This window comes from uncultured Odoribacter sp., from assembly GCF_937966165.1.
Classification (GTDB): domain Bacteria; phylum Bacteroidota; class Bacteroidia; order Bacteroidales; family Marinifilaceae; genus Culturomica.
Map to the genome: position 1 here is coordinate 476,197 of NZ_CALCLB010000012.1, position 13,624 is coordinate 489,820.

10 protein-coding genes are annotated in these 13,624 nt (G+C 39.7%); 7 read left to right on the plus strand and 3 right to left on the minus strand.

Annotated features, from left to right (window positions below; genetic code table 11):
* The first annotated feature begins 13 nt into the window (after positions 1-13).
* Positions 14-1,294 carry a serine hydroxymethyltransferase gene (gene glyA / locus Q0465_RS05665; protein ID WP_298613893.1) on the plus strand — a complete coding sequence of 427 codons (1,281 nt, stop codon included), beginning with the start codon at positions 14-16 and terminating at the stop codon, positions 1,292-1,294.
* Between the two features lie 284 nt (positions 1,295-1,578).
* Here glyA and Q0465_RS05670 read toward each other — a convergent pair whose 3' ends face one another.
* Both Q0465_RS05670 and coaD read right to left on the minus strand, forming a co-directional pair.
* The gene (locus Q0465_RS05670; protein WP_298613894.1) at positions 1,579-2,736 is read right to left on the minus strand and encodes a serine hydrolase; all 1,158 of its coding nucleotides are present in this window, start codon (positions 2,734-2,736) and stop codon (positions 1,579-1,581) included.
* A gap of 5 nt (positions 2,737-2,741) precedes the next feature.
* Complete coding sequence (gene coaD / locus Q0465_RS05675; protein ID WP_298613896.1) at positions 2,742-3,233, minus strand: pantetheine-phosphate adenylyltransferase; 492 nt, start codon at positions 3,231-3,233, stop codon at positions 2,742-2,744.
* 351 nt (positions 3,234-3,584) lie between these two features.
* Between coaD and Q0465_RS05680 the strand changes: the two genes are divergently transcribed.
* Positions 3,585-5,432 (plus strand): biotin/lipoyl-containing protein, encoded by a 1,848-nt coding sequence (locus Q0465_RS05680; protein ID WP_298613898.1) that lies wholly within the window; start codon positions 3,585-3,587, stop codon positions 5,430-5,432.
* Between the two features lie 198 nt (positions 5,433-5,630).
* Positions 5,631-6,551: an RluA family pseudouridine synthase gene (locus tag Q0465_RS05685; RefSeq protein WP_298613900.1), complete on the plus strand. Its 921-nt coding sequence runs from the start codon at positions 5,631-5,633 to the stop codon at positions 6,549-6,551.
* On the opposite strand, the gene Q0465_RS05690 is transcribed toward Q0465_RS05685, so the two are convergent.
* Positions 6,543-6,947 carry a hypothetical protein gene (locus tag Q0465_RS05690; protein ID WP_298613902.1) on the minus strand — a complete coding sequence of 135 codons (405 nt, stop codon included), beginning with the start codon at positions 6,945-6,947 and terminating at the stop codon, positions 6,543-6,545. The genes Q0465_RS05685 and Q0465_RS05690 overlap by 9 nt on opposite strands.
* Positions 6,948-7,311: 364 nt before the next feature.
* Here Q0465_RS05690 and Q0465_RS05695 point away from each other — a divergent pair, with 364 nt between their 5' ends.
* From Q0465_RS05695 to Q0465_RS05710, 4 genes are all read left to right on the plus strand, one after another.
* Positions 7,312-7,830, plus strand: coding sequence for an NlpC/P60 family protein (locus Q0465_RS05695; RefSeq protein WP_298613904.1), 519 nt, complete (start codon positions 7,312-7,314; stop codon positions 7,828-7,830).
* Between the two features lie 224 nt (positions 7,831-8,054).
* Complete coding sequence (locus tag Q0465_RS05700; RefSeq protein WP_298613906.1) at positions 8,055-8,621, plus strand: RNA polymerase sigma factor; 567 nt, start codon at positions 8,055-8,057, stop codon at positions 8,619-8,621.
* 62 nt (positions 8,622-8,683) lie between these two features.
* Positions 8,684-9,886, plus strand: coding sequence for a FecR family protein (locus Q0465_RS05705; protein ID WP_298613908.1), 1,203 nt, complete (start codon positions 8,684-8,686; stop codon positions 9,884-9,886).
* A gap of 146 nt (positions 9,887-10,032) precedes the next feature.
* Positions 10,033-13,614 carry a SusC/RagA family TonB-linked outer membrane protein gene (locus tag Q0465_RS05710; RefSeq protein WP_298613990.1) on the plus strand — a complete coding sequence of 1,194 codons (3,582 nt, stop codon included), beginning with the start codon at positions 10,033-10,035 and terminating at the stop codon, positions 13,612-13,614.
* Positions 13,615-13,624 lie beyond the last annotated feature (10 nt).

Sequence of the window (13,624 nt, forward strand, 5' to 3'; positions counted from 1 at the left end):
AACCAATAGAGTCATGAAAAGAGATACAGTAATATTCGATTTAATTGAAAAAGAATGTCAGCGTCAGCAGGAAGGCATAGAATTAATTGCCTCTGAAAACTTTGTGAGTGAAGAAGTAATGCAGGCCATGGGCTCCTGCCTTACCAATAAATACGCAGAAGGTTATCCGGGAGCCCGTTACTACGGTGGTTGCCAGATTGTGGATCAGACAGAACAATTAGCTATAGACCGGGCCTGTAAATTATTCGGAGCTGAATTTGCCAATGTACAACCTCATTCAGGAGCTCAGGCAAATGCTGCCGTTTTCTTTGCCTGTATGAAACCGGGAGATACTTTCCTGGGTCTGGACCTGGCCCATGGAGGACACCTTTCTCATGGCTCTCCTGTAAATCTGTCCGGAATAAATTATAATCCCGTTCCCTATCACGTAAAAGAAGATACGGGTTTGGTGGACTATGACGAAATGGAGCAACTGGCATTGGAACACCATCCTAAAATGATCGTATGCGGAGCTTCTGCTTACTCCCGCGACTGGGACTACAAACGGATGCGCGAAATCGCTGACAAGGTAGGAGCATTGCTGATGTGCGATATGTCACATCCCGCCGGTTTAATTGCAAAAGGTCTGTTAAACAACCCGTTTGAATATTGCCATATTGTAACCACTACCACACATAAAACGTTACGCGGACCACGCGGAGGGATGATTTTATTACCGAAAGATTTTCCGAATCCCTGGGGATTGAAAACACCAAAGGGAGAAATAAAAATGATGTCCCAGGTAATCAATTTTGCTGTATTCCCCGGCCAACAAGGAGGACCGCTCGAGCATGTCATTGCAGCGAAAGCAGTGGCTTTCGAAGAAGCCTTATCCGATTCGTATACAGCCTATGCCATCCAGATGCAGAAAAATGCAAAAGCCATGGCAAAAGCCTTTATGGATAAAGGATATAAAGTTGTATCCGGAGGTACGGACAATCACTGTATGTTGATTGACTTACGAACAAAATTCCCTGACCTAACCGGTAAAAAAGCAGAAAATACTTTAGTCCGGGCCGATATTACCATCAATAAGAATATGGTACCTTTTGATACCCGTACTCCGTTCTCTACTTCCGGTTTACGTGTCGGGACTCCGGCTATCACTACCCGCGGTTTAAAAGAAGCAGATATGCCCGTAATTGTCGATATGATCGACCGCATTCTCTCCCATATAGACGATGAAAATGTTATCGCAGAAGTGAAGAAAGAAGTGAATGCAATGATGAAACCCAGACCTATGTTTGCCTGGTAAAAATAATTCTCCAGCATAACTGCCGTTCAACAGCTTTTCAGAGACTTTTGAACGGCAGTTTTTTATTTTTTACAATTTAAAGGTTTCTCCTAAAGTACTGTTCAAATCCTTCAAATAAAGATAATATATACCGGAACAGGGTCTGCTAAACAGCTCGCTGATCAAGGGAAACAGATGCGGATGTGCAAAAATCAAGTATTCCAATTCCATTTACTGGCAAAATACTTTATCGTTTCCGGGAAGAAAAATTTATACCTTCCGTTCAAAAAACTTTCAAACAATTGTCAACGGGGCCTATTCTCCAAAATTTTAAAGGCAATATCCAAATAGCCGTCTATATCTATTGTTTTCTCCCGGTCATATACATCGCTCCTCTTATGCCCCAAACGCACGACAATGGCATTTTCCTGAGGAATAGCAAATATATACTGACCGCCCAAACCGCGGAAAGCCGGAAATTGCATTCCCCGGTAGTGCATTATCCAAATCTGAAATCCATAATAATCCAGGGCCCCGTCTCCAAATTCATTTTCCAAATATGCAGCCGGAGCCATAGCCTCTTCCAGATAAGCTTCTGATACTAATTGTCTCCCGTTCCAATTCCCGTTGTGCAGCATTAGACGGGCAAAACGGGCCATATCTCTGGCAGTGGAATTAAAACAACAATACGACTTTTCGTCCCCCCCTTTTTTATCCAAATTCCACAGGGCATCGTTACAGGCCTGCATCGGCTTCCAAAGCTTGTCTTCTGCATATTTGCTGATCGTTTGTCCTGTAGCGGCTTCTACTATAAAAGATAAAATTTGGGTGTCCCCGCTTTTATAAGAATATTTTTTGCCCGGAGGTTCAACAGCCTTTAAATTCATCACCAGCTGACGGATTTCATCCCCGTAATAAGCCTGGGTGGTCTTGGAAAAAAGCGCTGTATAAGCTTCATCCCAATTCAAGCCTGAACTCATGGTCAAAAGATTTCGTATTGTAATCTTACTCTTCTCTCCTTCCTGAAATTCCGGTAAATATTTTCCGGCCTTATCCTCTAAACTTCCTATATACCCTTCATCCAAAGCAATTCCGACCAAAATACCGACGATACTTTTGGTTGCAGAAAAAATATTCGACAAAGTCTGTGGAGTCCAATCTTCCCGATACTCTTCGTATACAATACTGTCCTTTTGTATAACTAAAAAAGCCACTGTTCCCCATTCTGCTAAAAAGGCCTGATCCGCACCATCCAACGTATCAATATTATAATCCGCTGCATACGGCCACTCCCAACAGGTATCGGATTTAGCCACCGTATGGGATTCGAACAGATAAGTATCCGAAATATCGGGATACCAATGTATTAAAGCCTCCCGTACATAAACGGGAACACATAAAAAAAAGAGAGCTACCAAAGCAATAATACTTCCGGTAACTCTTATTCTTGTCCTGTTTTTCATACGTTTTACCTATTCCATTTTTCACATTTACGGAGATCTTCGGTTTTCAACGTTTCCGGCAAAAAACGATCTACATTTCCGCCATTCATATATACATTCCGGACAATCGTGGAACTGATAAACGTATGCTCGGTGGAAGTCAGGATAAACATCGTTTCCACTTCCGAATCCATCGCGCGGTTCGCTTGCCCGACAGCCCTTTCATACTCAAAATCTGCAGCTGTCCGTAAACCGCGGATAATGATATTTGCTCCCATTTGCTTACAAAAATCAACCGTTAATCCGGAATAGGGTTCTATAATCACCTGCCCGGTATCCGCAAAAACTTTCCGGATCAACTGTACCCGGCAATCTACATCCAGAAATTCTTTTTTAAGAGCATTTATCCCTACCGCTATAATAATTTTATCAAATATTTTTAATCCCCTTCTCACAATCTCTTCATGTCCTATCGTAAAAGGATCAAAAGATCCCGGAAATACAGCTATTTTTTCCATAATGTCAGAAGCCTATATTCAAATTAAAAATCAAAAATAAATTCTTTTACCCTTCTAAACCGCTCGAGAAATTTAAATTTTTCCCATAAACAGTACAAACTTAACTAAACAAACGTTAGAAATGAAAAAAAAGTAAAAAAATATCGGTATTAACTTATAAATTATAAGCATCTTCCTTTTGTGAGGAATAAATAACGATTTTTTTCCATAATTTTCTTAGAAATTGATACGAAATTTGATTTTTATTTAATAAGTTTGTACAACCTAAAATAAAAATAGATTCTCTTTAAAAGCGAATCCGAAATAGAATGAATTCAATTATACTTTAACTTACTTAAATTATAGCAAAACATGGCACAAAAACTACTAATCAGAGATCTTACTCTCCGGGATGGGCAGCAATCTTCTTTTGCTACGCGTATGACGCAACAACAAATTGACCGAGTATTACCTTTTTATAAAGATGCAAATTTTTATGCAATGGAGGTATGGGGCGGAGCAGTTCCCGACTCAGTTATGCGTTATTTAAATGAAAATCCGTGGGACCGCTTGGAAAAAATCAAAGCTGCTGTAGGAAATGCCTCTAAATTAACGGCTTTATCCAGAGGCCGCAATCTATTTGGTTATGCACCTTATACCGATGAAATCATCGATGGTTTTTGTCGCAATTCTATCGAATCGGGGTTAGGAATCATGCGTATATTTGATGCTCTCAACGACGTCAACAATGTAAAATCAACCATCAAATATGTAAAGAAATACGGAGGTGTTGCAGACTGCGCTGTTTGTTACACCATCGACCCGAAATATCCTAAACTCAGCTTTATGGATAAAATGAAAGGGAAAAAGAATCCGGCTCCTGTTTTTACAAATGAATATTTTCTGGACAAAGCAAAACAAATGGCTGCTTTGGGAGCAGATATGATCACCATTAAAGATATGAGCGGGTTAATTCAGCCTTCCAGAATTGCAGAATTAGTTCCGTTATTCAAGAAAAATTTATCTATTCCTATCGATTTCCATACACATTGTACACCAGGTTACGGTTTAGGGGCTGTATTAATGTCTATTATTAAAGGAGTAGATATCGTAGATACCAATATCTGGAATTTTGCCGGAGGTACGGGTGCCCCGGCTATCGAGCTGATTTACATTTTCTGTAAAAAATTAGGAGTGGAACTCGATATTAATATGGAAGCGGTAGCAAAAATCAATAAAGAATTATACGACATCCGGAAAGAATTGGCTGCCGTAGATGCTACGAAACAATTCCCGAATCCGTTCAATCCGTTGACTGATACTCTACCTGCTGAAGTTGATAAAGAATTTGACAAAGCGATCGAAGCGGCCAAATCCAATAACGAAGAAGCTTTATTGAATGCCTGCCATGCGATCGAAGCTTACTTCAATTTCCCGAAGCCGAATGAACTCGTAAAGAAAGCTGAAGTACCGGGCGGTATGTACAGTAATATGGTTGCTCAGCTGAAACAGCTGAATTCTATGGACATTCTGGAAAAAGCAATGGAATTAATCCCGACTGTACGGCTGGCAGCAGGTTTACCGCCCCTGGTGACTCCTACCAGTCAAATTGTAGGTGCTCAGGCTGTAAACTGTGCCCTTGATTTAAAAGCCGGCAAACCCATGTACAGCAATGTATCCAATCAATTTGTAAATCTGGTTAAAGGAGAATACGGTAAAACCCCTGTACCCATTGACCCGGAATTCCGTTTGAAAATTGCCGGTACCCGTGAGGAAATTCCGTACGATATGTCCAAATACCAAATGCAACCCAACCCAACTTTACCGGAAGCCGGAGGAGTGAAACTGGCAGAAAACGAGAAAGAAGTATTGTTACTGGAATTATTCCCACAAGTTGCTAAAAATTTCTTAACCCGTCAAAAAGAAGCCAGATACCAAGCCCAGCATAAAGAGGAAGAAGTAAAGAAGGAAGTTACAGAAGAAAAGAAAGAGGAACCAATTACCGGAAAGGTAGTAGAAGCTCCAATGCCAGGCAGTATCTTTAAAATACAAGTTAAACCGGGAGATGTGGTCAGCAAAGGCCAATCCGTCATTATCCTGGAAGCCATGAAAATGGAAAACAATATTGCGACCGATTATGCCGGAAAAGTAAAACGCATCTTTGTAAAAGAAGGTAATCCGGTTCAAGCTGGTGCTAAGTTGGTTGAAATAGAAGCTTGATAAATAAAAGATGTCCATAACATCTGCTTTATCCGATTAATGCCAGACGGATCACCGTCTGGCATTTCGCTGATTCCTGAATCATCCGTTCCGTTGACTGAAGTTTAATTCACAACACTGGCTTCAGAAAGAGGTGAAATATACATCCAGGAAAAAAAGGAGATGTCCGGACATTTTAATTATGTCCAGTATTTGAAAATGAAAACAAATTTTTCTCCTTGCTCCCATCCGGCCCCCAAGACAAAGATTCTGGAAGTTTCAGAAGAAAATACTTTATTGAATTTTCTTTTTACCTCCCTCCATCAACAGAGTAAAACAAGTGTAAAATCTTTGTTGAGCCACCGGCAGGTGGCAGTGAACGGACGGGTAACCACTCAATTCGACACTTTGTTACAGAAAGGAGATAAAATTACCATCGGTTTTGACAAAAATCACAAACCTTTTTATCATTCCCAATTAAAAATCGTTTACGAAGACGCTTCTTTACTCGTAGTTGAAAAAGCAGCAGGTTTATTATCCATGGCTACAGAACACATACGGGAAAAGACAGCCTATCATATACTCAGTAATTACGTCAAACAAAACGATCCGCACAGCCGCATTTTTATTCTCCACCGTCTCGATAGAGACACCTCCGGATTGATGATGTTTGCTAAAAATCAGGAAGTACAGGAAAAACTACAAAACAATTGGGAAAATGCTATAATAGAACGTAAATATATTGCCGTAGTGGAAGGAAATCTTCCTCAAAATGAAGGTACAATCCGTTCTTACATCCGTGAAAACAGTGCTTTTTTTGTACATACTTCTACTAAAAAAGAAGGTAAACTCTCTATCACCCGCTACAAAGTAATAAAAAGGAATCTCCGTTATTCACTGGTACAACTGGAATTAGAAACCGGACGGAAAAATCAGATCCGTGTTCATATGCAAGCCCAAGGTTGCCCCATTACAGGAGACAAAAAATACGGAGCCCGTTATAATCCCCTCAACCGCCTCGCCCTTCATGCGTTCAAGCTCTGTTTTATTCATCCTCTGACCGGAGAAAAACTGAATTTTGAAACCGACATTCCCAGTCGCTTTAACTTTCTGGTTAAAAAAAATGAGTCGTTAAATTAAAATAGGAAAACCTATTTTTTCTCCTTCCTCTTCAATATATTTCCGAATATCCTCACAAGGATGCTGTTCCGTCTCCGCTTGTATGGCAACATTATTAACCCGCACAAACTGATGGCTATTCCTGAAGTCTTCATACCGCTCTTCTATCATTTCTCTAAAATGATTTATCCGCCTCTGCGGGTCCATTTCCTCTATTTCATTTTCTGCTTCTTCCAACAAATCCAGGATAAATTCCGCCGCCCAATTCCCTAATTCTTTTTCCTTATTCCATTCCGGCTGATAATCTGTCAATAAGGCAAATAACTCTCTTAAATAAGGCGTTTCACTCCATTCTTCGTATAATAACACCATATCCTCATTTTCAGGATAGGACGCTAAAGCTTCTTTCCAATTCATAACAGTTTTTTCAAAATTATTCAGCAATCAAAATTAGTAAAATTTTAGATGTAAATCCGGTTAAATGTTTAAATGTTCAAGTATTGAAAAGAGAAAAGAGAGGAGAAATCAAAAAATTTTTGATAAAACTAAAGCATTTGTAATCTTTTAACGTTTTTACGTTTTTATATTTTCACTCTTGACTAAAGACAGGAGATACAAGCATGCAAAAGTCCTGGGAGGACTTATGTCTGATTCCACCTAAATAAGGGCAATGGAAGAAGAATACCTCTGTCTTGCCGAATGTTTTACAGTTATTAAGATTTAGAATTTTTTTTACAAGCTCCGACTTTTTATATTTGTCCCAGTCTAATCCTTTCGGTTCATGCATAAAATACGTTTTTATATTTTACTCTTGTTTTGTACCGTTTCGGTAAGTTCATGCAACACTCAAAAAAAATTAGTAGAAAAACACCAAACGGCTTTCCGTTTATCGGAGAAATTAGGATTTCAAATTTCACCCAAAGACAATTTGAAATTATATCAGGAAGCTTCTTCCTGGTTAGGAATACCTTATCGCTATGGAGGGAACAGCCGGAAAGGAGTAGATTGCTCCGGTCTGGTCTGTAAGATTTACCTGAACGTATACCAAATTCCATTAGAGAGAACCGTAACAGGCATGTATAAAAAAAATTGCCGGAAAATCTCCCGGAAAAAGTTAAAACCGGGCGATCTGGTATTCTTTAATACAACTGCCAAACGCAAATCCGTCAGTCATGTCGGTATTTATTTAAAAGAAAATACGTTTATTCACGCTACAACAGCCAGCGGGGTCCGACTAAGCCAAATGGACGAAATTTATTACAAAAAAAGATGGATAAAAGGAGGAAGGATAAAAAAATAAATCATTTTTACTATTTTCAAAAGGCTATTTTACTTTATATGCATTTACAAAAAGAAAAGACAAAACAAATAATAATTTAGATATCAATTGATTATCCTAAGAAATTCGATTTAACCCTGCCCTCTATTTTGAATATTTATGAATTTTATTTGAATATAAAAATACAATTTAAGATAAAAGTATTAAAAATATATTACTTTTGCAAATAAAGGTATAAAAAATTCATGAACGAGGCGGCTTATATATTGAATTTATTAAAAAAAGGAGAGAAAAAAGGCTTGCAATTACTCTTTAAGAAGTATTATAGGCCTTTAGTCCTTTATGCTTTAAAATTCGTCCGCCGCCAAGATATAGCTGAAGACATGGTTCAGGAAGTTTTTATCAAATTTTGGGAAAAGAAAAGCTTTATTGCAGTAGATCAGCATTTGCGTTCCTATTTATATCAGGCCGTCCACAATCATTGTCTGAACGCTTTAGAAAAAAATGAAAACTGGCGGATAAAGAGTGTGCCTGCATACGCTGAACTGGCGGAAGAAGAAATGTTAGACGATACGGAATGGAATCAAAAATTAGAAGAAATTTACCGGGAAATCCGCAAATTACCTCCCAGAACTCAGGAAATTTTTATAGCTGTTCTGTTTAAAAATAAAAAATACAAGGAAGTAGCGGAAGAATTAAATATCTCCATAAATACGGTAAAAACGACGATTGCCCGGGCAATGATCACCTTAAAAAACAATTTGAATAAAAAAACGTATCTTTTTTTACTCTACATTGCAAAAATTTTATAAAAAAGAGCAAAAAATTGTCACCCATTTTTGTTTTTCTCCTGTCATAGAAGAAAAAAACAGAAATGGAGAAAATTCCTCCTCATATCATTTGCTTATTAGTAAGTTCCCTAAAGGGACAATTGGATACTGACGGACAGAAACACTTACAAAACTGGCTGGATGCTCATCCTGAGCACCATCAGGAAATAAGACAGCTGGAAGAAACATTTAAAAAAGTCGCTCAGGCTGTCTATTTTACCCGTATACGGACTGAAAAAGCCTGGCGGACAATAGATTCACGTACCAACAAACAGTCGGGTTGGAAAAGAAACCCCCTCTACCGTTATAGTATTGCTGCCAGCTTACTCGTTCCCTTACTTGTAGGCGGATTGTTGTTAAGTCGTTTGCATCCAAAAGAAAAAAATATCCCCGCGTTAACTCTGACGACAACAGCAGAAACGGTAAAACCGGGTTCTACGAAAGCGGTTCTGGAATTATCCAGCGGAGAGAAAATTATATTGCAGCAAACGGCCAATCAACAAATCCGAAATACCAAAGGGGAAATTATCGGGGTTAACACTTCCAATACGATTGCCTTTCATTCTACCAAAGATTCCTGTAAAATAACGGAAAAACCCAACCGGATATATGTTCCTATAGGCGGGGAATATAATGTTATACTTAGCGACGGGACCCAAATATGGGTAAATTCGGATAGCCGTCTCTCCTTTCCCGATCATTTTTACGGAGCGGAACGGATCGTAGAATTAAGCGGAGAAGCTTATTTTGAAGTAAAACACGACGGTAAACCTTTTATTGTAAAAACAAAAAACTCGGCGATCCGTGTATTAGGAACGGCCTTTAATGTATGTTGTTATAAAGATGAAACTTCTGAACAGGTTACTTTAGTAAAAGGAGCTGTAAAAGTAAAAATAGGTCAGAAAAATTATCCGCTTCGTCCCGGAGAACAACTGACTTCAACCCCTAAGGATAGTACAGTAAAAATCAAACAAGTAGATACCGGCCTGTACACCTCCTGGAAGGACAATTTATTCCGTTTCCAGAATATGACGATAGAAGAAATCGTTTTAAAACTCAAACGTTGGTATAATGTAGATTTTATATTTCAGAACGAAGAAAGTAAAAAATACCGTTTTACAGGGGCAGTCGAAAAAAATGCCAACCTGAACGACTTACTTTATTTGATTGAATCCACCAGTAAGAACATCAAATTTGAAATCAAAGACAAAGAAATAACTATAACCAAAAAACAAGGAGTGCGCTAACACTCCCCATTTTATTAGTAAATCATGTCTGTCTGGTAAACAGGCATAATAGTATTAATTTCAAAAACAAATGTATGGAAAAAATCCGAAAGCTAAAGGCTCTTTCCGGGAAAATTTCCGGAAAAGTGTTGCATGTGTCACAACTCATGTTCCTTATGACCGTAGGCCTGACTTTTCAGGTATCCGCAAATGTTTCTGCTCAGGTTGTACACCTTCAGGCACAGGAACATACCTTGCAGACCATTTTCAATGAAGTAGAAAAACAGGTAGGCTTACTTACTTTTTTCAGTAATAACGAACTGGACATGCACCGTGTCGTCCGTTTACAGAAAAAAGACTTCACCGTAAAGGAATTGTATCAGATTATTTTAGAAGGCACACAGCTGCAGGCAGAAATTGTGAACAATTATGTGGTTATTCGTCCTGCCCCTCCCACCCCGCAGCAAACACAACCGAAAGAACGCACCGTTACCGGCCAGGTAACCGATGAAAAAGGAGAACCTTTGCCCGGAGTAACGATTATGATTCTGCAGACGACCACCGGAACTTCTACTGATTTAGACGGGAAATACAGTTTAAAAGTGAAACCGGAAAGTTCCTTAAAATTCTCCTTTGTCGGAATGAAAGAACAAATTATACGGATCGGAGACAAGGATGTAGTGAACGTTGTTCTCAAATCGGATAATGAAACGCTGGAAGAAGTCGTTGTAACCGGTATGGCCCAGCTGGACAAAAGGCTTTTCACAGGAGCAACGGACCAATTGAATGCCGGAGAGGTTATTGTACAAGGTATGCCCGATGTGAGCCGGGCTTTGGAAGGCCGTTCAGCCGGCGTAACCGTACAAAATGTATCCGGGACTTTCGGTACGGCTCCGAAAATCCGGGTCAGAGGAGCGACCTCCATTTACGGGAGCAGCCGTCCGCTCTGGGTGGTTGACGGAGTTGTCATGGAAGATGTGGTGGAACTGGGGGCCGACGATCTATCCTCCGGAGATGCAGTCACTTTAATCAGTTCTGCTATTGCCGGTTTAAGTTCCGACGATATCGAAAGTTTCCAGATCTTGAAGGATGGTTCCGCTACATCTATTTATGGAGCCAGAGCCATGGCCGGCGTTATCGTCATTACCACCAAAAAAGGAAAGGCCGGCACAAGCCATATTAATTATTCAGGAGAATTTACCGTCAGACTTGTACCGAGCTATACCACCTTTAATATCATGAATTCCCAGGATCAAATGAGGGTATATAAAGAAATGGAAGAAAAAGGATGGCTGGGTTTTGCAAAAACTTACAGAGCTTCAGAAAGCGGCGTATATGGCAAAATGTACCAGCTAATCAATACCTACGATCCGGTGTCGGGCAGCTGGGAATTACCTAACACTCCGGAAGCCCGTTACCAATATCTGGGAGAAGCTGAAAGGAGAAATACCAACTGGTTTAAAGAATTATTCAAAAACTCCCTGGCCCAAAATCACTCCATTAGTCTGAGTTCCGGTACTGAGAAAGCCCAGTATTATACCTCCCTCAGCCTTTATCACGATCCGGGATGGTCAAAAGCCAGTTCTGTAAACAGATATACAGCCAATGTAAATGCTTCTTTTAATATTTTACCGAACCTGTCCGTTAACTTAATATCGAATGGTTCTTACCGGAAACAAAAAGCGCCGGGAACGCTGAGCCAGCAGGTAGATGTAGTAAGCGGAGAAGTAAAACGGGATTTCGATATTAATCCCTATAGTTACGCACTGAATACCTCCCGCGCCTTAGCTGCAAAGGATGAAAAAGGCTATGTCTATTATACCCGCAATTATGCTCCTTTCAATATACTGAACGAATTGGATAACAATTATATTGATCTCAATATGGTTGATTTAAAATTTCAGGGAGAAATAAAATGGAAAATTATAAGCGGCCTGGAAGTAAAGGTATTGGGAGCCGTAAAATATCAAAATTCTTCCCAAGAGCACAATATCAGGGATGAATCCAACCAGGCTTTAGCTTACCGGTCTATGGCCGATGCCACGATCCGGGACGCCAATCCTTTTCTTTACAAAGATCCGGACATTGTGTATAGCTTACCTATCAGCATATTACCGAAAGGAGGTATTTACAAACGGACCAATTACAAAATGTTTGGAGTTGATTTCCGGGCTTCGCTGAGCTACAATAAGATTTTCAGAGAAACGCATATTGTAAACTTTTTCGGCGGTATGGAGACCAGCTCGATTGAACGCCAGACAACCTGGTTCAACGGATTGGGATATCAGTATGAAATGGGAGGAAATCCGTTTTTCGACTATAACGCGTTCAAGCAATTGGCAGAAGAAAACGGTCAATATTACGATAATTCCACAACAACAGCCAGAAATGTTGCATTTTTCGGTACAGCAACCTATTCTTTCCGGGGAAAATACACCCTCAACGGTACCTTACGTTACGAGGGATCCAATAAATTGGGAAAATCCAAAAGTTCCCGCTGGTTACCTACCTGGAATACGGCTTTAGCCTGGAATATGCATGAAGAATCTTTTTTTGAATCCCTGCAACCGGCTCTTTCCCACATGACCCTACGGGCTTCCTATAGCCTTACAGCAGACCGGGGACCGGCTTTTGTCAGTAATTCCCGGGCAATTTACACCAGTTATAGCCCTTTCCGGCCTTCTTCTACAGTAAAAGAATCCGGTATTCAAATCAGCTCACTGGAAAATAGTGAATTGACATACGAAAAAAAACACGAGTTAAATTTAGGAATAGACCTCGGATTTCTGGACAACCGGATTAATTTCACCATGGATTATTATACCCGTAATAACTACGATTTGATTGGACTGACGAGTACTCAGGGAGCCGGAGGAGAAACTCAAAAATATGCTAACGTCGCCTCTATGAAATCCAGGGGGATTGAACTTTCCCTCTCCACGAAAAATATACAAACCAAAGATTTCAGCTGGAGTACCGATTTCATTTTCTCAAAAAATAAAAATGAGGTCACCAAACTGGATACCCGGTCCAGAGTCATTGACCTCATTACCGGAAACGGATTTGCCCTGAAAGATTATCCGGTACGTTCTCTGTTTTCAATGCCGTTCAGGGGACTGAATAAGGAAGGACTCCCTTTATTTTTAAATCACAAAGGGAATATAACGATCACAGACATCAATTTCCAGGAAATGGATAATCTGAGTTTCCTGAAATACGAAGGTCCTACAGAACCGACAATTACAGGAAGTTTTGGGAATATCTTTACTTATAAAAATTTCAGACTGAATATCTTTATCACGTATTCATTTGGAAATGTCATCCGTCTGGATCCTGCTTTCAGCAATTCTTATTCAGATCTGGACGCCATGCCCAAAGAATTTAAAAACAGATGGATACTTCCTGGGGATGAAGCTTTTACCAATATCCCTGTCATCGCCAGTAAACGTCAAAATAAAGATATTGCGAATTTATCGTATGCTTATAATGCTTACAACTACTCTAATGCACGAATTGCAGACGGTGGATTTATCCGGATGAAAGAAATATCTCTCAGTTATAATTTCCCGGAAAAATGGATTAGCCGGATGAAACTGAGCAATCTTCAATTAAAAGTACAAACCACCAATCCGTTCCTGATCTATGCTGATTCAAAACTAAATGGACAGGATCCCGAATTCTTCCGTTCAGGCGGTGTTTCAGCTCCTGTACCCAAGCAATTCACGTTTACTTTAAAGTTTGGATTCTAATACCTGAAAA

What these genes read in the sequence shown, in the direction of transcription:
- Q0465_RS05710 (WP_298613990.1), top strand. Translation starts at nt 10,033, where the DNA reads ATGTTCCTTATGACCGTAGGCCTGACTTTTCAGGTATCCGCAAATGTT.
- Q0465_RS05695 (WP_298613904.1), top strand. Translation starts at nt 7,312, where the DNA reads ATGCATAAAATACGTTTTTATATTTTACTCTTGTTTTGTACCGTTTCG.
- glyA (WP_298613893.1), top strand. Translation starts at nt 14, where the DNA reads ATGAAAAGAGATACAGTAATATTCGATTTAATTGAAAAAGAATGTCAG.
- Q0465_RS05680 (WP_298613898.1), top strand. Translation starts at nt 3,585, where the DNA reads ATGGCACAAAAACTACTAATCAGAGATCTTACTCTCCGGGATGGGCAG.
- Q0465_RS05670 (WP_298613894.1), bottom strand. Translation starts at nt 2,736, where the DNA reads ATGAAAAACAGGACAAGAATAAGAGTTACCGGAAGTATTATTGCTTTG.
- Q0465_RS05690 (WP_298613902.1), bottom strand. Translation starts at nt 6,947, where the DNA reads ATGAATTGGAAAGAAGCTTTAGCGTCCTATCCTGAAAATGAGGATATG.
- coaD (WP_298613896.1), bottom strand. Translation starts at nt 3,233, where the DNA reads ATGGAAAAAATAGCTGTATTTCCGGGATCTTTTGATCCTTTTACGATA.
- Q0465_RS05700 (WP_298613906.1), top strand. Translation starts at nt 8,055, where the DNA reads ATGAACGAGGCGGCTTATATATTGAATTTATTAAAAAAAGGAGAGAAA.
- Q0465_RS05705 (WP_298613908.1), top strand. Translation starts at nt 8,684, where the DNA reads ATGGAGAAAATTCCTCCTCATATCATTTGCTTATTAGTAAGTTCCCTA.
- Q0465_RS05685 (WP_298613900.1), top strand. Translation starts at nt 5,631, where the DNA reads ATGAAAACAAATTTTTCTCCTTGCTCCCATCCGGCCCCCAAGACAAAG.